Source organism: Bradyrhizobium centrolobii (genome assembly GCF_001641635.1).
In the GTDB taxonomy this organism is placed as follows: domain Bacteria; phylum Pseudomonadota; class Alphaproteobacteria; order Rhizobiales; family Xanthobacteraceae; genus Bradyrhizobium; species Bradyrhizobium centrolobii.
In genome coordinates this window covers 285,872-308,082 of record NZ_LUUB01000054.1, presented here as the reverse complement: position 1 = coordinate 308,082, position 22,211 = coordinate 285,872, and the positions used below count along the sequence as shown (strand labels likewise).

At 63.5% G+C, this 22,211-nt stretch carries 19 protein-coding genes and 1 tRNA gene; 14 read left to right on the top strand and 6 right to left on the bottom strand.

The genetic code is table 11. The annotated features are described in order from the left end of the window. The first annotated feature begins 87 nt into the window (after positions 1-87). The 7 genes from AYJ54_RS17165 (at position 88) to AYJ54_RS17135 (ending at position 5,718) form a co-directional block, all read left to right on the top strand. Positions 88-161, top strand: a tRNA-Gln gene (locus AYJ54_RS17165). Positions 162-349: 188 nt separating this feature from the next. Further along, entirely contained in the window at positions 350-712 is a 363-nt protein-coding gene (locus AYJ54_RS17160) for a DUF1428 domain-containing protein (RefSeq protein ID WP_063700336.1), read from the top strand. 381 nt (positions 713-1,093) lie between these two features. Further along, on the top strand, positions 1,094-2,347 hold the full coding sequence (locus AYJ54_RS17155) for an ABC transporter substrate-binding protein (protein ID WP_063700334.1): 1,254 nt from the start codon (positions 1,094-1,096) through the stop codon (positions 2,345-2,347). Positions 2,348-2,410: 63 nt separating this feature from the next. Next, positions 2,411-3,274 (top strand): branched-chain amino acid ABC transporter permease, encoded by an 864-nt coding sequence (locus AYJ54_RS17150; protein ID WP_063700332.1) that lies wholly within the window; start codon positions 2,411-2,413, stop codon positions 3,272-3,274. Then, complete coding sequence (locus tag AYJ54_RS17145) at positions 3,274-4,245, top strand: branched-chain amino acid ABC transporter permease (protein WP_063700330.1); 972 nt, start codon at positions 3,274-3,276, stop codon at positions 4,243-4,245. The genes AYJ54_RS17150 and AYJ54_RS17145 overlap by 1 nt, the downstream gene beginning before the upstream one ends. Continuing rightward, entirely contained in the window at positions 4,235-5,002 is a 768-nt protein-coding gene (locus AYJ54_RS17140) for an ABC transporter ATP-binding protein (protein WP_063700328.1), read from the top strand. The genes AYJ54_RS17145 and AYJ54_RS17140 overlap by 11 nt, the downstream gene beginning before the upstream one ends. Then, on the top strand, positions 4,999-5,718 hold the full coding sequence (locus tag AYJ54_RS17135; protein ID WP_063700325.1) for an ABC transporter ATP-binding protein: 720 nt from the start codon (positions 4,999-5,001) through the stop codon (positions 5,716-5,718). Before AYJ54_RS17140 ends, AYJ54_RS17135 begins: the two co-directional genes overlap by 4 nt. Positions 5,719-5,949: 231 nt before the next feature. Here AYJ54_RS17135 and AYJ54_RS17130 read toward each other — a convergent pair whose 3' ends face one another. From AYJ54_RS17130 to AYJ54_RS17120, 3 genes are all read right to left on the bottom strand, one after another. Further along, positions 5,950-6,525 carry an invasion associated locus B family protein gene (locus AYJ54_RS17130; RefSeq protein ID WP_063700324.1) on the bottom strand — a complete coding sequence of 192 codons (576 nt, stop codon included), beginning with the start codon at positions 6,523-6,525 and terminating at the stop codon, positions 5,950-5,952. 62 nt (positions 6,526-6,587) lie between these two features. Beyond that, positions 6,588-9,734 carry a multidrug efflux RND transporter permease subunit gene (locus tag AYJ54_RS17125; RefSeq protein WP_063700323.1) on the bottom strand — a complete coding sequence of 1,049 codons (3,147 nt, stop codon included), beginning with the start codon at positions 9,732-9,734 and terminating at the stop codon, positions 6,588-6,590. Beyond that, the gene (locus tag AYJ54_RS17120) at positions 9,731-10,912 is read right to left on the bottom strand and encodes an efflux RND transporter periplasmic adaptor subunit (RefSeq protein ID WP_063700318.1); all 1,182 of its coding nucleotides are present in this window, start codon (positions 10,910-10,912) and stop codon (positions 9,731-9,733) included. The genes AYJ54_RS17125 and AYJ54_RS17120 overlap by 4 nt, the downstream gene beginning before the upstream one ends. Positions 10,913-11,299: 387 nt before the next feature. On the opposite strand from AYJ54_RS17120, the gene AYJ54_RS17115 reads away from it, so the two are divergent. From AYJ54_RS17115 to AYJ54_RS17085, 7 genes are all read left to right on the top strand, one after another. Further along, positions 11,300-11,539, top strand: a complete 240-nt coding sequence (locus AYJ54_RS17115; protein WP_063679898.1) for a hypothetical protein — start codon at positions 11,300-11,302, stop codon at positions 11,537-11,539. 232 nt (positions 11,540-11,771) lie between these two features. Beyond that, positions 11,772-14,180: a TonB-dependent receptor gene (locus AYJ54_RS17110; protein WP_063700316.1), complete on the top strand. Its 2,409-nt coding sequence runs from the start codon at positions 11,772-11,774 to the stop codon at positions 14,178-14,180. Between the two features lie 288 nt (positions 14,181-14,468). Next, positions 14,469-17,018: a TonB-dependent receptor gene (locus tag AYJ54_RS17105; RefSeq protein ID WP_063700314.1), complete on the top strand. Its 2,550-nt coding sequence runs from the start codon at positions 14,469-14,471 to the stop codon at positions 17,016-17,018. 20 nt (positions 17,019-17,038) lie between these two features. Then, complete coding sequence (locus tag AYJ54_RS17100; protein ID WP_063700312.1) at positions 17,039-17,728, top strand: Fe2+-dependent dioxygenase; 690 nt, start codon at positions 17,039-17,041, stop codon at positions 17,726-17,728. After that, entirely contained in the window at positions 17,725-18,786 is a 1,062-nt protein-coding gene (gene exbB, locus AYJ54_RS17095) for a tonB-system energizer ExbB (protein ID WP_063700310.1), read from the top strand. Before AYJ54_RS17100 ends, exbB begins: the two co-directional genes overlap by 4 nt. A gap of 3 nt (positions 18,787-18,789) precedes the next feature. Beyond that, positions 18,790-19,254 carry a TonB system transport protein ExbD gene (gene exbD / locus AYJ54_RS17090; protein WP_063700308.1) on the top strand — a complete coding sequence of 155 codons (465 nt, stop codon included), beginning with the start codon at positions 18,790-18,792 and terminating at the stop codon, positions 19,252-19,254. Positions 19,255-19,264: 10 nt separating this feature from the next. After that, positions 19,265-20,053, top strand: coding sequence for an energy transducer TonB (locus tag AYJ54_RS17085; RefSeq protein ID WP_063700306.1), 789 nt, complete (start codon positions 19,265-19,267; stop codon positions 20,051-20,053). 11 nt (positions 20,054-20,064) lie between these two features. Here the strand turns inward: AYJ54_RS17085 and AYJ54_RS17080 are convergent, their stop codons facing one another. The 3 genes from AYJ54_RS17080 to AYJ54_RS17070 form a co-directional block, all read right to left on the bottom strand. After that, positions 20,065-20,487 (bottom strand): hypothetical protein, encoded by a 423-nt coding sequence (locus tag AYJ54_RS17080; protein WP_063700304.1) that lies wholly within the window; start codon positions 20,485-20,487, stop codon positions 20,065-20,067. A 63-nt stretch (positions 20,488-20,550) separates the two neighbouring features. Then, positions 20,551-21,231 carry a site-2 protease family protein gene (locus AYJ54_RS17075; RefSeq protein ID WP_063700302.1) on the bottom strand — a complete coding sequence of 227 codons (681 nt, stop codon included), beginning with the start codon at positions 21,229-21,231 and terminating at the stop codon, positions 20,551-20,553. 74 nt (positions 21,232-21,305) lie between these two features. Next, positions 21,306-22,172 (bottom strand): LysR family transcriptional regulator, encoded by an 867-nt coding sequence (locus tag AYJ54_RS17070; protein WP_063700300.1) that lies wholly within the window; start codon positions 22,170-22,172, stop codon positions 21,306-21,308. Positions 22,173-22,211 lie beyond the last annotated feature (39 nt).

Sequence of the window (22,211 nt, the reverse complement as noted above, 5' to 3'; positions counted from 1 at the left end):
CACGCCTGAGCCGTGATTTGCGCGAGACGCGCTTCCGGCGACAGTCGAACAATTCAGTAACATATTGAATTTGTTCGGCTATTCCGTTGGGGAATGGTGTAACGGTAGCACAACAGACTCTGACTCTGTTTGTCTTGGTTCGAATCCAGGTTCCCCAGCCAGCCGCGCCTCTGAAAAAGGCGTATTCCCGACGACTTGCTCGTGCCCATCCACGGCGCCTTCGCGCCGCCCGCTCGCCGTTCCGGCGCTCGCTCGCGACGGTTTGCCTCATCTCGAAACGGTCAGCGCGCGTCGGATCGACGTCGCCAGCATCGTCCTATGGGCTCAACGTCACCCAAGGAGATCCGTGATGCCCTATGTCGATGGTTTCGTGCTGGCCGTGCCGAAGGAAAAGGTCGATGCCTACAAGGCGCTGGCGCGAACCGCCTGCGCTGTCTGGATGGAACACGGTGCGCTCGACTATGTCGAAAGCATCGGCGATGACGTGCCCTATGGCGAACTGACGTCCTTTCCGCGCGCGGTGATCGCGAAGGAGGACGAAATCGTAGTGTTCTCCTGGATCGTCTATCGCGACCGGCAGCATCGCGACGCCGTCAACGCGAAGGTGATGGCGGATCCGCGGCTGAAGGGTGCCGACATGCCCTTCGACGGCAAGCGGATGATCTATGGCGGCTTTGAAACGCTGCTCGAGGCGCGCGACGTCGTCGGCTGACGGTGTTGGAATCGTAGGGTGGGTTAGCGCAGCGTAACCCACCACTTGTCTCGTCGCGGGATCGAAAGCGGTGGGTTACGCCTGCGGCTAACCCACCTACGCCTGCACAATCCCTCACGCGCAGTCATGTCGCGGCAACGACACCGAAGTTGCAGCACCGGTTGTCGCGCCTGCAATGAACGACGCCCGATTGAACGACGCTCGCGCCTCGACGCTATCGCTGCTTCCATGTGCAGCATCGTGGCAGCCCGTTTCACCTTGCCGGTTCCTGGCTGGCATGCCATCCTCCGCTTGCCAGAAATAATCAAACGGAAGCAGGCACCTCGCCGAAGCTTCCGAAAAAACCTTGGTCGGGGAAAACCCTTTGGGAGGTCTGATTTCATGACATTGAAGCACGTCACCGGGCTGCTTTGCGCAGCCGCAATGTCCCTTGCGCTCGCTGCAGGCGCGCGGGCCGAAGACAAGGTCGTCAAGATCGGCGTGATCATGCCGATGTCCGGCGGCACCGCCTCGATCGGCGCGCATGCCAAGGCGGCGATCGAGGTCGCCATGGACATCATCAACAATGCGCATCCCGAGCTCGGCAATCTGCCGCTGGCGAAGAACGCCGGCCTTGCCGGCCTCGGCGGCGCCAAGGTCGAGGCCATCTTTGCGGACAACCAGGGCAACCCGGCCACGGGGCAGAACCAGGCGCTGCGGCTGATCACGGAAGACAAGGTCGCGGCCGTGTTCGGCGCCTATCAGTCCGGCATCACGCTGACCTCGAGCGCGATCGCCGAGAAATACGGCATCCCCTATCTGAACTCGGAGTCGGTCGCCGCCAACCTCACCGAGCGCGGCTTCAAATGGTTTTTCCGTACCACGCCGATCGCGACCGATTTCGCCAAGATCTATGTCGACTTCCTCGCCGACCTCAAGGCGCAGGGCGGCAAGACCGACAACGTCGCGGTGGTTCACGACAACACCGAATACGGCACCTCGGTCGCGAACACGATCAGCGCGGCGTTCAAGGAGAAGGGACAGCCGATCGCGCTCGATGTCGCTTACCCCGTGAATGCAACGGACCTGCAGGGCCAGGTGCTGCAGCTCAAGGACAAGAAGCCCGACGTGATCATCATGATCAGCTACACGTCGGATGCGATCCTGTTCGCCAAGACCATGCAGTCGCTCGACTACAAGCCGCCGGTGCTGCTCGCCGACGACGCCGGCTATTCCGATCCGTCCTTCATCAAGGCGGTCGGCAAGATCTCGCAAGGCGTCTTCAACCGCTCGTCCTGGGCAGTCGGTCCTTCCGGCTCGCCATCGGCCATCATCGCCGACATGTACAAGAAGAAGAGCGGCGAGGAGATGGACGACACAGTCGGCCGTCAGATGCAGGGCTTTTTCGTGCTTGTCGACGCGATCGACCGTGCGGGCTCGACCGACCCCGCAAAGGTCCAGGCCGCGCTGAAGGCGACCGATCTCAAGCCTGACCAGTTGATGATGGGCTACAAGGGCGTGAAGTTCGACGACAAGGGCCAGAACGTTCTCGCCTCCGGCCTCATCATCCAGCTTCAGGACGGTGAGAACTACGTCGCGGTATGGCCGAAGGCCAATGCCGCAAAGGCACCGATGCTGCCCTACAAGGGCTGGTGATCTCTGAGGGCGGGCCTTCGGTCCGCCCTTCCTCTTGGGATTCGATCAGAGCAACGTTAGCTCATGTCCTTTGTTCTCGTGCAGGTGATCGTCGGCGGGCTTCTGCTTGGCGCCGTCTACGCCCTGTTTTCCTCCGGCCTCACCCTGGTGTGGGGCATGATGAACATCGTCAATTTCGCGCATGGCGATTTCGTCATGCTCGGCATGTACGTCGCCTATGTCGTTTATACCCTGATGGGCGGAGGGCCGATCCTCGGCGCGCCGCTCGCCACGCTGGTGCTAGCGACCCTCGGCGTCATCGTCTATTTCGGCCTGATCCGCGACATCATGAAGGGGCCGATGCTGGCGCAAATCCTCGGCACCTTCGGGCTTGCGCTGCTGCTGCGCTATTCCGTGTTCTGGTGGTTCGGCGCCAACTTCCTGTCGATGCCGCAGGACATCGTCGGCGGCACCTTTGCGGTCGCGGGCCTGCGCATCGAGGCCTCGCGGTTGCTCGCCGGCGTCGTCGCGCTGCTGGTGACGTTCGGCCTGCATCTGTTGCTGACGCGCACCTCGCTCGGCTCGAAGATGCTGGCGGTGGCGGAGGATGCGACCGCGGCCCAGCTCATGGGCATCCGGCCCGACACCATGCAGGCGATCGCCTGGGCGATCGCAGCCGGTGCCACCGGCCTTGCCGGAGCGCTGATCGCGAATTTCTTCTACATCGTTCCGACCGTCGGTGAGACGCTCGCCATCGTCGCCTTCGTCACGGTGTCGCTCGGCGGCTTCGGCAGCGTGCCGGGCGCACTCGTCGCAGGGCTTCTGATCGGCGTGATCGAGTCGCTGTCCGGCTACCTGATCGGCGCCGTCTACAAGGATATCGTCGTCTATGTCCTGTTCCTGTTCTTCCTCTGGTTCCGGCCGCAGGGTTTGATGGGGAAGATGTGATGCGGCGCCTGCTCTGGCTCTCGGTCGTCGCAGCGGTTGCGATCGCCTATCCGCTGCTCCTGTCCTCGCCGTTCCAGCAGCGCCTCGGCGCGCTGGTGCTGCTCTATGCGATCGCGGCGTCGGCCTGGAACATTGTCGGCGGCTATGCCGGCCAGATCTCTGTCGGACACGTCGTGTTCTTCGGCTGCGGCGCCTATGCCGCGATGGGGGCCTACGCCAAGTTCGGCCTGTCGCCGTTGTTCGGCATTCCCGGCGGCATCGTGCTGGCGGCCGGGCTCGCCGCGGTCATCGGCGTGCCGACGCTGCGCCTATCCGGCCATTATTTCAGCATGGCGACGATCGCGGTCGCCGAGACGATGCGGCTGATCGTCACCAACACCGACTATCTCGGCGCAGCCGTCGGCCTCTCTGGCCCAACCGTGCCGCGCAACATCTTCGATCTCTCGTTCCTCTCGTCGCTGCCGTACTATTATCTCTTCCTCGTCATTCTCGCGATCACGTTGCTGATCACGTGGTGGATGGCCAATAGCCGGATGGGCTTCTACCTGCGCGCGATCAAGGATTCCGAGCGCGCCGCGCGCTCGCTCGGCGCACCCGCGAGCCGCACCAAGCTCTATGCCTTCATGCTGAGTGCGGCTCTGACGAGCGTCGCCGGCGCGCTCTATGCGATGATGTTCGGCTTCGTCGATCCGGAGTCGGGTCTCGGTATCCTGATCTCGGTCAAGATCCTGATCATGGCGGCGCTGGGCGGAGCAGGGCTCCTGTTCGGGCCGCTGGTCGGCGCCGCGATCCTGGTGCCGCTTGAGGAGATTTCCAACAGCTGGCTCGGCGGCAAGGGCGCCGGGCTGACTTTCGTGGTCTATGGCGCGATCATTGTGTTGATCGCGCGCTTCCAGCCCGGCGGTATCCTCAGCCTGTTCAAGCGGCGCGCCAAGCCAAACGTTGACAAGGGGGCGGGCCATGCTCCTTGAGGCACGCGGCATCACGAAAGCGTTCGGCAGCTTCAAGGCGGTGGACGATGCGTCCGTGACGCTGGAGCAGGGCGACATTCTCGGACTGATCGGCCCGAACGGTGCAGGAAAATCCACCTTCTTCAATTGCCTCACCGGCGACCTCAAGACCTCCTCCGGCCGCGTACTGTTCGAGGGGCGCGACATTACGGACTTTACGCCGGAGCTCCGCGCTGAGCTCGGGCTCGCGCGCACCTTCCAGGTGCCGCAGACTTTTGAAGGCATGACCGTGCTCGAGAACGTCATGATCGGCGCGTTCCTGCGGTCGTCGCATCGTGCAGAAGCCGAGACGAAAGCACGCGCCGTGCTGGAGCGCGTCGGGATGAGCAGGCTTGCGGATTCGCCGGCGCGCTCGCTCGGCACGCCCGGCCGCAAGCGGCTGGAGATTGCGCGGGCGCTTGCGACCGAGCCGAAGGTGCTGTTGCTCGACGAAGCCATGGCGGGCCTCAACGCGCACGAGGTGAAGCGCGCCATCGATCTCGTGCGCGACATCCACCGCTCCGGCATCACGCTCGTCATCGTCGAGCACATCATGGAAGTGATCATGTCGCTCGCAAGCCGCGTGATGGTGTTCCACCAGGGCAAGGAGATTGCCCGCGGCTCGCCGCTCGAGGTCACGTCCAATCCGGCCGTGATCGCAGCCTATCTCGGCACCCGCGCGGCCAAGGCGGCCGCGGGGCATACGCCGATCGAGCTGATGGGCGGGCCGATCACATGAGCGGACCTTTGCTCAGGATCGAGCATCTGGAGGTGCGTTACGGCGACCTGATCGGCGTGTCCGACGTGTCGCTGGAGGTGCCCGAGGGCAGCGTGGTCGCGCTGCTCGGCTCCAACGGAGGCGGCAAGAGCACGACGCTGAACGCGGTCGCCGGCCTCATTCCGGTGCATTCCGGCTCGATCAGCTTTCGCGGCGAGGACATTGCAGGGCGAAACGCCTTTGCGATCGTGCGCAAGGGGCTAGCGCTGTCGCCGGAGGGCTGGCGGCTGTTCGTGCAGCAGAGCGTCGAGAACAATCTCTTGCTCGGAGCAACCCCGCTGCACGACAAGTCGCGCAAGGCCGCGCTGCTCGAACGCGTCTACGAGATCTTTCCGCGGCTGAAGGAGCGTCGCAACCAGCGCGCCGGCACCATGTCCGGCGGCGAGCGGCAGATGCTCGCGGTCGGCCGAGCGCTGATGTGCGATCCGAAACTCCTGATGCTCGACGAACCGTCGCTCGGCCTTGCGCCGGCGGTGGTCGAGTCCATGTACGAGACCTTTGGCCGGCTGCATCGCGAGGGCCTGACCATCCTGCTTGCGGAGCAGTCGATCGAGCTCGCGCTCGAAGTCTCGGACTTCGCGACGGTACTCCAGGTCGGCAAGAGCGTACTGTCGGGCACGGCCGCGGCACTGGCCGAGGATCCGCAGGTGCAGAAGGCCTATCTGGGCGTGGGCTGACCGATTTCCGCCTGGAGCAGCAGCAACAGCGGCCGTGGCTGCGACGGAGCCTCTGCGCCAGCGGCTACGTGAACCGTTGCGAACAGGATGGTCAGGAGACGAATCCGATTGAGACCCGACTTCGTGCGCGTCATGCTCCACCGCTGATGCGAAGATCCGACTATTGCTGCAGAGTAGGCCAGCCTCCGCGGCTCGGGAAGCCGCCCAGCAATGGCAATCGGCGCGCGCGGACTACTTGATCTTGTCGTAGGCTGCCGCGAAATCGTTGAGCGGCATCGGGATCGTGATGGTTTCCTTGGCCATGTTCTGGAAGGAGACCTTCAGCTGCTTGCCCGATTTCAGCATCGCAAGCAGATCGGGAGCGATCGGCGTCGAGGCGTAGCAGCCGCGGTTCTCGCAGGTCTGGATCTGGAGGTCGACCGTCTTGCCCTCGTCGATCTGGAGCTTGGCGCCGACGGGAAGGTTGAGGCCGAGCGGCAACTGGAGCAGCGCCACCGGCGTGCGGGTGTCGGGGGCAACGCGGATGTTGATCAGCACGACGGTCTGCCCGGTCTTGGTCAGGACCGCGTTCTGCTCGATCGCGCATTCGAGCGGGGCGTCGCGGCTCGGGCTGGTGCAGCGCGCGATCCAGCCGGGCTGTTGTGCGTTGCCGGCTTGCGCGTCGCCCTGCTGTTGCGGGGATGGAGACGGTGTCGCGGCCGGTGCGGGCTGAGCCGCGTTCTTCTTGGCGGCTTGCTGAGCGGATGCGGCGCCCATCGACAACAGGGCAGCGGCGGCGACGGCAACAAGCTTGAATTGCATGGGCATGAAATATCGCGTTGGCGGGAACGGGAGCCTCGCTGTACCGTTGCGAGGCGCGCGGCGCAAGGCTACTCGGCAGCTTCCTTGACGGTGCCGCGCTCGGCCGCCTCGTCCCCCTCGCCGTCGCCCGAACGGCCCCAGCTCGAGAACAGGTTGGAGAACTTGTCGAGATAGAGATAGACGACCGGCGTGGTGAACAGGGTCAGCGCCTGGCTGACGATCAGGCCGCCGACCATGGCGTAGCCGAGCGGCTGGCGGATCTCGGCGCCGGTGCCGTGGCCGAGCATCAGCGGCACGCCGCCGAGCAGCGCGGCCATTGTCGTCATCATGATCGGGCGGAAGCGCAGAAGCGCGGCCTGACGGATCGATTCCTCCGGCGTCTTGTGCTCGTCGCGTTCGGCGGCGATGGCGAAGTCGACCATCATGATGCCGTTCTTCTTCACGATGCCGATCAGCAGGATGATGCCGATCAGCGCGATCAGGCTGAAGTCGAAGCCGGCCGCCATCAGGATCGCGAGAGCGCCGACGCCGGCCGAGGGCAGGGTCGACAGAATCGTGATCGGATGGATGTAGCTCTCGTAGAGGATGCCGAGGATCAGGTAGACCACGACCAGCGCCGCGAGGATCAGCAGCGGCACGGTGCCGAGCGATTGCTGGAACGCCTGCGCCGTACCCTGGAAGCTCGAATTGAGCGTCGCCGGCGCGCCGAGATCGGCCATCGCCTTCTGCACGGCTTCCGTGGCCTGGCCGAGCGCGACGCCCTGCGCGAGGTTGAAGCTGATCGTGATCGCCGGGAACTGGCCCTGATGGCTGATCGAGAGCGGGCGGACCGGATCGGTGGTCCAGGTCGCAAACGTCGACAGCGGCACCTGCTCGCCGGTCAGCGGCGATTTCAGATAGAGCTTGTTCAGCGAGTCCAGATTGCCCTGCATCTCCGGCAGGATTTCCAGGATCACGTGATAGCTGTTGAGCTGGGTGAAGTACTGGGCGACCTGGCGCTGGCCGAACGCGTCATAGAGCGTGTCGTCGATCAGCTGCGGCTGTATGCCGTAGCGCGAGGCGGTGTCGCGGTTGATCTTGAGCTGGACGGTGGTGCCCTGCGTCTGCTGGTCGGTCGCGACATCGCGCAGCTCCGGCAGCGTCTGCATCTTGGCGAGGATCTTCGGTGCCCATTCGTTGAGCTCGCCGAGATCGGCATCCTGCAACGTGAATTCAAACTGCGTGCGCGTCGGCCGGCCGCCGAGCCGGACGTCCTGGGCCGCCTGCATGTAGAGGCGGGCGCCGGATACCTTCTCGAGCTTGGGACGCAGCCGCGCGATGATCTCCTGCGCCGATGCATCGCGGTCGTTTCGCGGCTTCAGCGTGATGAACATGTTGCCGTTGTTGCCCGCGCGGCCACTGCCGCCGATGTTCATCGCCACCGACGCGACGGCCGGATCGTTCATCACGAGCTTGCCGAGTTCGACTTGCCGCCGCTGCATCTCGGCGAACGAAATGTCCTGGGACGCTTCCGAGGTCGCGGTGATGAGGCCGACGTCCTGCTGCGGGAAGAAGCCCTTCGGGATCTGGATGAACAGGTAGACCGACAAAGCGAGGGTGGCGAAGAAGATCGCGAGCGTGGTGCGCCGCCAGCTCAGGGCATGATCGAGGATGTATTCGTAGCCGCGCAGCATCGCGTCGAAGGCGCGCTCGCTCCACTGGTAGAACTTGCCGTGGGTCACCTCGCCATGCGCGCGCAGGAAGCGCGAGGCCATCATCGGCGTCAGCGTCAGCGACACGAACATCGAGACGAAGATCGTCATCGCCAGCACGACCGCGAACTCGCGGAACAGGCGTCCGATGATGCCGCCCATCAGCAGCAGCGGGATCAGCACCGCGACCAGCGAGATGCTGATCGACACGATGGTGAAGCCGATTTCCTTGGAACCCTTGTAGGCGGCGGCGAGCGGCGATTCGCCTTCCTCGATGTAGCGGGTGATGTTCTCGAGCATCACGATGGCGTCGTCGACGACGAAGCCGACCGCGATCGTCAGCGCCATCAGCGACAGATTGTCGAGCGAATAGCCGAACACCCACATCAGGGCGCAGGCGCCCAGAAGCGCGAGCGGAACCGTGACGGTGGGAATCACGGTTGCCCAGAAGCTGCGCAGGAAGATGAAGATGACCATGACCACGAGTGCAATGGTCAGAAGCAGCGTGAACTGGACGTCCTCGACCGCGGCGCGGATGGTCGTGGTGCGATCGCTGATGACCTCGATCTTGATCGCAGGCGGAATCGCCGCAACGAGCCGGGGCAGGGTCGCCTTGATCCGGTCGACGGTTTCGATGACGTTGGCGCCCGGCTGCTTGAACACCACCAGGAACACGCCGCGCTTGCCGTTGGCCCAGGCCGCCTGCTTGGCGTCCTCGGGGCCGGTCACGGCCTGGCCGATGTCGCGGATCCGCAAGGGGCCGCCATTGCGGTAGGCGATGATGATGTCGTTCCAGTCCTTGGACTGGGTGAGCTGATCGTTGGCGTAGATCGTGTAGGCGCGCCTTTCGCCGTCGATGTTGCCCTTGGGGCTGTCGACCGTGCTGATCGCGATCTGGCTGCGCACGTCTTCCAGCGACAGGCCCTTGGCGACGAGTTTCGCCGGGTCGATCTGAACGCGGACGGACGGTTTCTGCTGGCCGCCGATGAAGACCTGCGCCACGCCGGAAAGCTGGCTGATCTGCTGGGCGAGCTGGGCGTCGACCGCATCGCTGACGGAGGTGAGCGGCAGCGTATCTGATGTCGCCGACAGAAGCAGGATCGGCGCGTCCGCCGGGTTGACCTTACGATAGGTCGGCGGCGAGGGCAGATTCTTCGGCAACTGGCCGCTGGCCGCGTTGATCGCGCCCTGCACGTCGTTCGCCGCGCCGTCGATGTTGCGGTTGAGATCGAACTGGATGGTGACCGACGCCGTGCCCAGATAGCTCGTCGAGGTCATCTGGGCGATGCCAGGAATCTGGGCGAATTGCCGTTCCAGCGGCTGCGCCACCGACGAGGCCATGGTCTCCGGGCTGCCGCCCGGCAGGTTCGCGGTGATCTGAATGGTCGGGAAGTCCACCTGCGGCAGCGGCGCGACCGGCAGCAGGGGGTACGCGACGAGGCCGACAAAGAGAATGCCGGCCATCAGCAGCGAGGTGCCGATGGGATAACGGATGAAAGGTGCCGAAATCCCGCCCGCGTTCATTCCTGCCGTACCTTATTACTCTGGTTCTGGCCCGGATCCGAGCTCGCCACGCTGGTGGTGACGAGGCTTCCGGGCTGGACCTTGAACTGACCGCCGGTGATCACCTGCTGACCCGGCGTGAGCCCTTCATCGACGACCGAACGCCCGTCGATGGAATAGCTGACCTTGATCTTGTGCACTTCGGCCTTGTTGTCCTGATTGACGGTATAGGCGTACAGGCCGTTCGTCGAATGCTGGACCGCGTCATCGGGAACCACCGTCGCGTCCTTGAGGGTCCGCACCAGGAGCCGCGTCGAAACCGACTGGCCCGGCCATAGTGCGTGGTCCTTGTTATCGAACACCGCCTTGAGGCGAATAGTTCCGCTGGTCGTGTCGACCTGGTTGTTGATGACGGCGAGCTTGCCTTCCGCGAGCGTCTTCTTGCCGTCGGTGGTGAACGCGATCACCTTGAGTGCGCCGGCCTTCTGGCCCTCGCTGATGTAGGGGAGCTGATCCTCCGGCGCCGTGAAGATCACCGTGATCGGTTCGATCTGCGTGACCGTGACGATTCCTGTCTGCGTGACGGCGTTGACGATGTTGCCGATGTCGACCAGGCGCAGGCCGGCGACGCCGGTGATCGGCGCCTTGACCTGGGTGTAGTCGAGCTGGGTCTGGGCGTTGGAGATCGCGGCTTCGTCGGCGGCGATCTGGGCGGTGAGCTGGGCGACTGTGGAGCGCTGGGTGTCGGTCTGCTGCCGCGTCGCGAATTCGCCGAGCCTGGTGAAGCGCTGAAGGTCGAGATTGGCGTTGGCGAGATTGGCCTCGTCCTGCTGCTTTTTGGCTTTGGCCTGGTCGAGTGCGGCCTGGAATGGGCGGGGATCGATTTCGACCAGGAGATCACCCTGATGGACGATCTGGCCTTCGGTGAAGGCGATCTTGTCGATCTGCCCATCCACGCGAGTCCGGACCTGTACGGTGTTGAAGCCCTGAACCGTGCCGAGGCCGGTCAGATAGACCGGGAAATCAGTCTTCTGGACTGGCGCAATGCTCACGGGAACTGCGGCCACCCGCGGCGCGCCTTTCTGCGCGGTCTGGGCTTTGCCGGCCTCAGCGGCTGAGTATCGCTGCCACCCGTAAAAGCCCGCGGAGCCCACGGCCGCGATGATCAGAATCCACAGGATCGGCCGTGACTTTTTCATATTAGTGCGTATCGGCTTACGTCCCCCAACCAACGAAGTTTGGGGCAATCGAAGGGTTCCAGCGCGCTTGTATAATACACGCCAAGTTCCAGTGTAAACAGCACTATGGGTTGAGAATCCTAAACAATTGGAAAGCTTTGCACCAGGTTGGGGCGGGCTGGCGCGACAGCGTGCAAGTGCTGCTTTTTCCCTTCGCAAACGGTCTGCGTGCAGACATTCTGAAATGCCCGCGCATGCCATCGCGCGGCGCGCGAGTGAATGAAAGCCGCCCAGGTCAGGTCGTCGGCATCGCCGTCGCGAGAACGGTTCTAAATCGCTCCTGCGGCGATTTGGTTGTCAGGAAAATCGGTCTCGTTCATATCAGCGGCGCCACAACGGGAGCGCAGGATGGACGAGCTGAACGGCAAGATGATCGCGTGTCAGATTCTGATCACGGGCCTGATCGCGCGCGTCGCCAACGAGCAGCGCGATCCCTTGCGATTCCTCACCGACTTCCGTGACGAGATCAAAGCGGTCGTCAACGGCGTCAACATCGCCGGCATGGACAACACCGATCGCGTGCGCGCGGCCGCGCAGCGGACGGTCGATGAATTGTTCTCGCTGATGAAGCCGCCGAGCAGCGATTGATCGCTGCAAAACATCGCGCATGAAAGCAAGTGCTGCACGGGCTTGCTGCATCAATATGTCGCGCGAGTTTAGAGCGATTTCAGAGTCGGATTTTAGAATTGCTTTGAACTGGACGGATTCAAGTGCTCTCGCGGCCACGTCGCGTTGACCTGATTTTCCTCGGTCGATAGCACCGCCCCATCGTTCGTCGCGCATGTCGCGCATCGACGAATGCGAGATGGGGTGCGTGGGAATGGGGCTGGCGGTGGCGCCGCGATCGTTGCGTTCGGTCGCGGGAAGAAATTCGATTGATGAGAAGCTCGATGGGAATTCCGGTAAGGCAGTTTCGGCCGTTGCCGGCTTGATTGCGGTGGCATCGTTCTCGGGGAATGCGCAGGCACAGCAGTCGAATCTGCCGCCCGTGACGGTCGACGCGCCGGTCGAGCGTCCACGGCCTGCGGCCTCGAAGCCGACACCGGAGCAGGTCCGTGCGCGCAACGCGCTTCGCCGTGCCGCGCAGCGTCAGCAGGCTCAGCAAGCCGCACCGGTTTCTCAGGATGCCGCCGGCGCTGCAGACCGCGATCCCTACGCCGATCCGGCCGCGCCCTACAAGGTCGACCACGTTCAGGCCTCCGGCAAGTTTCCCGAGCCTTTGCTGAACACGCCGAAGACCATCACCGTGCTCAGCAAGGAGGTGCTCGAGGACAAGAACGCCACGACGCTGAAGGAGATCGGGCGCTCGACTGCCGGCGTGACGCTGGGATCGGGCGAGGGCGGCAACGCCTTCGGCGACCGCTTCTTCATCCGCGGCTTCGACGCGCGCAACGACGTCTTCATCGACGGCATCCGCGATCCCGCCGTTTCGATCCGCGAGAATTTCTTCACCGAGCAGATCGAGATTTTGCGCGGGCCGGCATCCTCCTACGCCGGCCGCGGCACCGCTGGCGGCGCCATCAACATCGTCACGAAGCAGGCCGGCGACGTCAACTTCAAGCGGATGGATACCGAGTTCGGCACCGACATGACCAAGCGCGTCACGCTCGACGTCAACCAGGTCATCGATCCGACCTTCTCGGTGCGCACCGGCGGCCTTTTCCAGGACGCCAACGTCGCCGGCCGCAACTACGTGACCGACAATCGCTGGGGTACTTTCGTCTCGACCAAGTACACCCCGACCACCGACCTCAAGATCACGACGAACTACGTCCATACCGACCTCAGCGGCTACCCGGATTTCGGTGTGCCCTACTACAAGCAGGGCAACGTGCCGGTGACGTCGGCGGGAATCCCGCGTGGAAACTGGTACGGCTTTCTCAACCGCGACTTCCAGACCGCGCGGCAGGATTTCGGCACCGGCACGATCGAGTACAGGGTCAACGAGGCCATCACGCTGAGCAGCAAGGTGCGCGGCGGGCATTCGCTGCTGAACTATATTGGCACGCTGCCGCAGAACCCGATTACGACCAGCCTCAATCCGTTGCTCTGGACAACGACGGCGAGCGCGCAGAGCCGCTACCAGAACGTGGACGTGTGGGCCAACCAGAACGAGGCCACGTTCAAGCTCGACACTGGTGGGGTCAAGCACACTGCGGTGTTCGGAGTCGAATATTCGAACGAGAACATCTCGATCGACCGTTACGCCGGACTCGCATCGGAGCTGGCCGGCAGCGCCTTCACGAGCAACGGCGCCGTGTCAGGGGTCAATCTCTACTCCCCGCAGTACACCTACCTTCCCTTCGGCACGCCGTCGCTGGTTGGAAACCCGACGCGCTATGGTGTCAACACCAACAGCGTTTACGTCATGGACACCGCGAACTGGCAGGACACGATCATCGTGAACGGCGGCGTTCGCTATGACGGCTATAACATGAGCTCGTCGACCAACTCGAATTATCTGAAGCTCAACGCTGATCTCGTCAATTATAACGTCGGCGTGGTCTACAAGCCGATGTCGATCGGCAGCATCTATGCGGCCTATGCGACCTCGGCCAATCCGTTCGGGTCGGAGCTTGACGCGACCGGCACCGATTACGGTGGCGTTCCGGCCAACACGGCTATTCTGCTTGGGCCCGAGCGCAACAAGGCGGCCGAACTCGGCACCAAGTGGGAGCTGGCGGATCGCCACCTGCTGGTCAGCGCCGCGCTGTTCCAGACGACGAAGGACAATGCGCGCGAGACGAATGCCGCGGGGCTCCTCACCTCGAACGCTGCCTACCGCATCCAGGGCATCGACATCGAGGCGGAAGGCAAGATCACCGACCGCTGGAGCATCTTCGGCGGCCTGGTGTTGATGCAGTCGAAGGTCACGCAGAGCAACATCGCCTCCAACATTGGCCTGCAGCTTGCGAACGTTGCGCACCAGTCGTTCAGCATGCTGACCAAGTACAAGTTCGATGGCGGCTGGGAGCTCGGCGGGCAGGCGGTGTACCGCTCGAAGGTCTATGGTGGCACGTTCGCGGCCAATACCGGCAACGAGCTGCCGAGCTATTGGCGCTTCGACGCGTTCGTCGAGAAGAAGATCGATGCGAACTGGACCATGAAGTTCTATGCGCAGAACCTGACCAACAAGCTCTACTACGACACGCTCTATCGTAGCGCCGTGCCGTTCGTGGCGGTCGCGCCGGGACGCGCATTCTACCTCGTGACGACGGCGAAGTTCTGATTGCGCCAATTCAAATCGGGATGTCTGCCGGCGGCAGCCGTCCCACTGTCCCAGCAATCGATCGGGGCGCGAAATTCGCGCCTCGACGGAGAATTCGAGGGCCAGTTTAGAACGCTTACAAACTTCAGTTTAGAACCGCTTCAAACTGGAGTTTAGAATCGTTTTGATCTGGACCGATTCAAAGATGTCACGGCCGTGATCGCGTTGACCCAGTTTGCCCTGCTCGATACCTACGGTGCGTCGCGTTGTCGCAACGCGACACATTGCAGAAACAAAGTGGGGCGTAGGATGGGCACGGCAAAGGCCCCGCGGTCGTTGCGTTCGATCGCGGCACGGCAATCACTGAATGGCAATTTCGACGCTGCAGCCGGCAAGACGGTGTCCGCCGTTGCAAGCTTGATTGCAGTCGCGTCCGTCTCGAGCGGGGCGCAGGCGCAGCAGTCGAACCTGCCACCCGTGACGGTCGATGCGCCCAAGGAGCGTCCGCGTCCGGCAGCCTCCAAGCCGTCGCCCGAGCAGGTTCGCGCGCGCACCGCGCTGCGGCGCGCGGCGCAGCGCCAGCAGGCGGCTCAGACGGCTCAGGTGCCATCCGCAAATGCTGTTGCGCCAGATGCTGATCCATACGCAAATCCGGCAGCGCCCTACATGGCCAACCGCGTGCAGGCGTCGGGTAAATTTCCTGAACCGATCCTCAACACACCAAAATCGATCACGGTGCTCACAAAGGACGTCCTGGAGGACAAGAACGCCACGACGTTGAAGCAGGCCATTCTCAGCACGGCCGGCGTGACGCTCGGTACGGGCGAGGGCGGCAACGCCTTCGGTGACCGCTTCTTCATCCGCGGCTTCGACGCCCGCAACGACGTCTTCATCGACGGCGTTCGCGATTCCGGCGTCAGCGTGCGCGAGAACTTCTTCACCGAGCAGGTCGAGATCCTGCGCGGTCCGGCGTCGTCCTTCGCCGGCCGCGGCACCGCCGGCGGTGCGATCAACATCGTGACCAAGCAGGCGACGACCGCCGGCAGCTTCTACAACATGGACACCACGTTTGGCAGCGACCAGACCAAGCGTGTGGTGCGCGACGTCAACCAGGTGATCAATCCGACCTGGGCGGTGCGTGCGGGCGGCTTGTTCCAGGATGCCGATGTCGCCGGACGCAGCTATGTGAAGGACAATCGCGACGGTGCATTCGTCGCCACCACCTGGAAGCCAGTGGATGCGGTCAAAATCACCGCAGGCTACATCCATACCGAGCTGACCGGCCTTCCCGATTTCGGCGTGCCTTACTACCGGCCGAGCACTGCCAGCACCGCCGGCGGGCCTTTCCCGGATTTCGGCTCGAACCGCAACAACTGGTATGGCTTCGTCAACCGCGACTTCTATCGGATCGGCCAGGACATCGGCTCGCTCAATGCCGAAGTGCAGGTCACGCCTGATCTGTTGATCGCCAACAGGTTCCGGGATTCTCACTCCACGCAAAACTACATCGGGACGCTGCCGGAATCGCCGGTTATCGCCAACCCGCTTTCGGCCTCGACGCTTACCGCAAATCCACAGAGCCGCTATCAGGCCACCGACGTAATCGCCAACCAGACGGAGGCGACATACAAGTTCAATGACGGCGTAGGGTTCAAGCATACGGCGCTTGCCGGCTTTGAGTACGACCACGAAACGTCGTCTATCGACAGTTATACTGGTCTTGCGTCGGAAGCGCTGCCCGGCGGCTTCACCGGTAGCTCACTGTCGGGCGTGAGCGTGTTCAATCCGCAATACACGAACCTTCCGTTCGGAATCCCCGGCGGTCTTACCGGTAAGCCAACAAACATCCGGATCGACACCAAGAGTGTCTACGCGCTGGATACGGCCAATTATAACGACCTGCTGATCCTTAACGGCGGCGTCCGTTACGACGATTACAACATCAAAGTGAACGGTTTCGGCACCGTGAACGGAGTCTCGGGCGTCTTTGGCCAGCAACAGCAGGACTACGGGATGCCGAATTTCAATCTCGGCGTCACGCTGAAGCCATTGCCGAATGGAAGCGTTTATGCGGCCTACGCGACCTCGTCGAACCCGGTCGGAGCCGAATTTGACGGTACGAGCGTTCAATACGGCGGCCTTGCGCCCGTGCTCAATGGCAACGTTCCGCAAATCTTCGGTCCGGAAAAGAACAAGGCGATTGAGCTCGGTACGAAGTGGGAGCTCTTTGACAGGCACCTGCTGCTGACGGCCGCGCTCTTCCAGACCGAGAAAGAGAATGCTCGCGAGTCACGCAACATCACCTCGGCCGCAACTGCGACTGCGGCATGTCCTTACACTGCTACAACGGGGAACGTCTCCTGCATCAGCGCGGGTGCGGCTTATCGCATCAGAGGCATCGACCTCGGCGTTGGCGGCAAAATCACGCCGCAATGGAGCGTCTTCGGCGGCCTTGTGTTGATGCAGTCCGAGGTCACCCAGTCGCTGATCCCGCCGGCGAACACAACCCTGTACAAGTCGAACGTCGGCTTGCCGCTTGCGAACATTGCTCACCAATCCTTCAGCTTGCTCAGCAAATATCAGCTGAACGACACGTGGGAACTGGGTGGTCAGGCGGTCTACCGCTCGAAGATCTACGGTGGCACGTTCCTCGCGGCCAACCAGGGCACGTCGATCCCGAGCTACTGGCGGTTCGACATGTTCGCGGAAGCCAAGATCAACAAGAACTGGCAGGTCAAGCTGTTCGTCAACAACATCTTCGACACGCGCTACTACGATGCGCTGTACCAGAGCGCTGCGCCATTCGTGCTGGAGGCACCGGGACGCGCCGCCTACCTGGTGATCTCGGCGCGCTACTGATGGAGTAACAACGAGGTGCCATGCTGACATGCATAGAAGGCGTCCTGAGCAAGGACGATGTGGCGGATTTCCGCCGCATCATGGACGCCAGCGAATGGGAAGACGGCCGTTCCACCGCGGGCGCGCAGTCAGCAATGGTCAAGCGCAACGAGCAGTTGCCGCCGGACAGCGAGGTCGCGCGCAAGCTCGGCAACCGCATCATTTCGGCGCTGACGTCGCACCCGCGGTTCCTCGCCGCCGCGATCCCGCTGCATATATTCCCGCCGCTGTTCAACCGCTATGCGGCGAGCAGCGGCCACCATTTCGGACTGCACGTCGACAACGCGATCCGCGGCGATCGTCTGACCGGCCTTCGCATCCGCACCGATCTGTCGGTTACGCTGTTCCTGGCCGAGCCGGAGGAGTACGACGGTGGCGAACTTGTGATCGAGGACACCTACGGCTCGCATGAAGTCAAGTTGCCGGCCGGCGACTGCGTGCTGTATCCCTCGACCAGCCTCCATCTCGTCACGCCGGTGACCCGGGGGGCACGGGTGGCGTCTTTCTTCTGGCTGCAGAGCATGATACGGGATGATCACGCCCGCAGCATGATCTTTGACCTCGACACCGCCATCCAGGCGCTGGTGGAACGGCTCGGGAGCGACGATCCCGAAACGGTCAAATTGACGGGTATCTATCACAACCTCATTCGCTACTGGGCAGAAGTATGAACACGAAGATTCTCAGAGCAAGCCTTGCCGCAGCCGTGATGCTGGCGGCCACCTCGCTCGCACTCCCTGTTTCTGCCCAGCAACAAACCCCGCCGACGGCGGCGGCTCAGCGGCCCGCGGCTAGCCCGGCTCCCGCGGCACCGCAGCCGAGCGCGGTTACGCCGGCAGTGCCATCGGCGGTTGCACCGGCGGCTTCGACGCCTGCTGCTCCGACGCCTGCCAACTCGACGCCTGCCGCAGTCGCGCCTGGCGCGTCCTCCACCGATGCCGCTGCGGCCCCGGCAGGCGGCGCATCGACGACCCCGGCACCTGATGCGGCACAGGCCGACGCGGGCGGCCGTTCGTTGAAGTCGGCCATTGCGCCCGCCATGAAGGAACTGTCGCCCTGGGTGATGTTCATGTCGGCGGACATCATCGTGAAGGCGGTGATGATCGGGCTTGCCTTTGCCTCGCTCGTGACCTGGACAGTCTTCATCGCCAAGTCGATAGAACTGTCGGTCGCATCAGCCAAGCTTCGTTCGGCGCTGAAAAAGGTCGCGGAAGCGCGGTCGCTGGCTGAAGCGCAGATGGCGCTCGGCACCAAGCAGGGGATCCTGCCGTCCTTCCTGGCGGCGGCCTTGCGCGAGGCGCGGATGTCGGCCGGTCTTTCCAGCGACACCGGCATCAAGGAGCGTGCCGCCTCGAGCTTCGCCGAGATCGTACGCGCGGAACAACGGCGCATCCGCATCGGCATGGGCGTGCTCGCGACCATCGGCTCCACGTCGCCCTTCGTCGGCCTGTTCGGCACGGTCTGGGGCATCATGAACAGCTTCATCGGCATCTCGAAGTCGCAGACGACGAACCTTGCCGTCGTTGCGCCCGGCATCGCCGAAGCACTGCTGGCCACCGCGATCGGCCTCGTCGCAGCGATCCCGGCGGTGATCATCTACAACCACTTCTCGCGCGTGACGAAGAGCTATCTCGAGCTCGTCAGCCGCGCCTCCGGCGCCTCGGCCCGGCTGCTCTCGCGCGATCTCGATCGCACGCACGGCGCCATGCATTCTCGCGCGGCGGAGTGAACGATGGGCGCTTCGATCGCAGACAACGACGTCGATGACGACGATTTCTCCGAGACGCATGACATCAACGTCACGCCGTTCATCGACGTCATGCTGGTGCTGCTGATCATCTTCATGGTCGCCGCACCGCTCTCGACCGTCGACCTGCCGGTCGACCTGCCGACGTCGAGCGCGACGCCGCAGAAGAAACCGGACAAGCCGACCTATGTGAGCATCAAGCCAGATCTGACGCTGGCGATCGGGGAGAATCCGGTCAAGCGAACGGAGCTGATTGGCTCTCTCGATGGGATGGCCGACATGAGCAAGGACAAATATGTGTTCCTGCGCGCCGACCGTGCGGTGCCTTATGGCGAGTTAATGGGCGTGATGGAAATCCTGCGTGCCGGCGGCTATTCTCGGGTCAAGCTGGTGGCGCTCGAAGCGGCTCCTGCGGCGGCTGCGCCGTCGCAAGGGGCGTCCCAGCCCTGATGGCAGCGCGATGTCTGATCCTGTAATCGAGGCAAAACCATCCCGGCGGCTGTGGATTCTGGCTGCGGTGGCAGCGCTCGCCCTGCACCTTGGCGGCGCCGCGCTGGCGCTGGCGAACCTGCGGGCCGACGAAGGAGACGATGGCCTTGGCGCCAACGGTGCGGAATACGCCGTCGAAATGACCTCACCGAAGCTTCCGGAAACGGATCTGCCGCCAGGCCCGGATAGTGAGGCCTCGCAGTTCCAGCCGCAGCAAATGGAGCAGCAGGCCGAGGTGAAGGAGACCGATCTACCGAAGGATCGGCCTCAGGAAGCCGAAGACCCGGACCGGATCGTCACCGAGAACGACTCCAAGAAGCCGGTTGAGGAAACCACGAAGGTGGCCAAGGTCGAAACCCAGGCCGTCGAGGAAACGCCGAATGCCATGGAGTCTGCGAAGCAGGCGTTAGACGAGAACGCGCGCGAGGACGAGAAGGCTGCTGCGCCCAACCGGGGCATCGGCAAAGACATTCGCAAGCTGACGGCTGAGTGGGGCAAGAGGATCAGCGCCTATTTCGAGCTTCACAAGCGCTATCCCAAGGAGAAGAGCAAGACGGCGTCCGTCGTACTCAGCCTCGTCTTGAACCGCCGCGGCAACGTCGTCTCGGTCGATGTGACCCAGTCCTCGGGCGACTCCGTTTTCGATAACGAGGCCGTATCCATGGTGCGCCGCTCGGATCCCGTGCCGGTTCCGCCGGCCGAACTCACGGACGATCAGTTCGCCTTCAGCCTGCCTGTGAACTTCAGGAAGCCGAAATAGCTCGGGGACTGTCAGCGCCAGTAATACCGGATCGCGACATAAACCACGACCAGGCAGGCGAAGATCAGGGCGACCGGGAGCGGCCGCTTCTGGGTTCCACTGAACGCCGTCGCCCCGAAGCGGCCGGCCTTCTTCGGCTTCGGGGACGGACGGCGGAAAGCGGTGACGTTATCCGTGACCGGCTCGGCCGTGCGCGGGCGGACGTCGGGTGCGGTTCCGGCGCCTCCCATTTCGGCATAATAGGCCTTGTAGACCGCGGCGATCGTGGCTTCGGTCGCCTCCGCCTCGCTCATTTGGTCCAGAAGGTTCTTGTAGGTCGCGAGGAAGCCTTGCGCGTCCGGAGGCAGGGCCGACAACCCGTTCAGCTTGGCCATCATTTTCCAGGTCGCGAAATCGGCGCGGGCGCGGGTATCGGCTCGTCGCGCGATCAGCATATCGGCAGCTTTGACCAAGTTGGCCTCTGGCCCTTCGGCTCGTCTTCAGATGTCTTAATTCAACTACGCGTTGCCGGTCAGCAAGAGAACAGTCTGAATCACATAACCGGTCAACGTTCGCAGTATTGCTGAAATAACATCAAGATTTAGACCGAACTGGGAACCCGCCAGCGGTAGCAGGATCAGCAATCCGATCAGGATCAGCATGCCGAACGGCTCGAGCCGCGCAAGGGGCAAGGCGAGCGGCCGCGGCAACAGCCCGACCGCGACCCGTCCGCCATCGAGCGGCGGGATCGGCATCATGTTGAAGACGGCTAGCACCACGTTGATCACGAGCGCGTTCTGCAGATTATCGACCACCCATTTCGCTGAACTGGCAGGCACCCAGGGCAGGGCATGGAAGGCGAGGGCCGCAACGAGCGCAAGCAGGATGTTGGTGGCGGGGCCCGCCAGCGCCACCCAGACCATGTCCAGTTTGGGATTGTTGAGCTTGCGGAAATTCACCGGCACCGGCTTGGCATAGCCGAACAGGAACGGCGAATGTGCAAACAGCAGCATCGCCGGCAGGATCAGGGTGCCGAACGGATCGATATGCCGGAGCGGGTTGAAGCTGACGCGACCGAGCTGCCAGGCAGTATCGTCGCCGAGACGGTGCGCCACGAAGCCATGTGCGGCCTCGTGGAAGGTGATGGCAATCACCAGCGGCAGCACCCAGACCGAAAGATCATAGAGAGAAATGTTCACGGCTCGTCTGTCCCGGTTGTGCCTTGCGGCTTGCAGCCGATCCGGCCAACCCGGCGGTGCAGCGACGCGTCACGTCAACATATGGTGGTCGATTCTGAAATCTTCCACTGCAAATGATCCGCCAGCAGCGTCCCGCCGCGCGACAGGTTGCGCGCACGGTGAAGACGGATGTCGGCCGCGGGCAGCGGCGGCAGGCCGTCGCGCTCGCAGAGGGGATGAAGGAGGGCAGGCAGGGTGCCGGCCTTCACCACGGTCACCGCCAGCCCCTCCGCCGCGATCGCTTCGACCGCCGCCAGGGTCCGGCTGACGAAGGCGAGGCGCCAGGGCCGGCCGGCGGCGTCGAGGGCCTCCGCGGCCCATTGCCGGAACAGGCATCCCGGCGGGTAGAGCGCGACCGGCAGCGGATCCTGCGCCTTGGTCGGATATGACGCGGCGGCCGCCCAGACCGCCTGCTCGCGTCGTAGCAGCTCGCCGCCGCCGCGGCCTTGCGGATGCATGGCGATGACAAGGTCGTAAGTCTCGCCGAGCCGGGCCGGCATCGTCGCGGTCAGTCCGGTCTCGATCTCGACGCGGATCTGTGGATGGCTCTTGGCAAAGCTCGCCAGCAACGGCGGAATGACGATGGTGCCATAGTCGTCCATCACGCCAAGCCGGACCACGCCCTCGATGCTGCGCTCGCGGAGCGCGCCGACCGCTTCGTCGCTGAGCGCGAGAATGCGCGCCGCATATCCGCGCAGCTCTTCACCGGCCGAGGTCGGCGCGACGCCGGCCCTCGTGCGGTGAAACAGTTTTGTGCCGAGCCGCTCCTCCAGACGCCTGATCTGCACGCTCACGGCCGATTGGGTCCGGTTGAGCATCGCCGCGGCACGCGTGAACGAGCGATGCTCGGCGACGGCGAGAAATGCTTTCAGGAGGTCGGGATCGAGATCGGGGGCGGTCATGACGAAACGTTATCCCAGCATGACGGAAATTCCATTCCC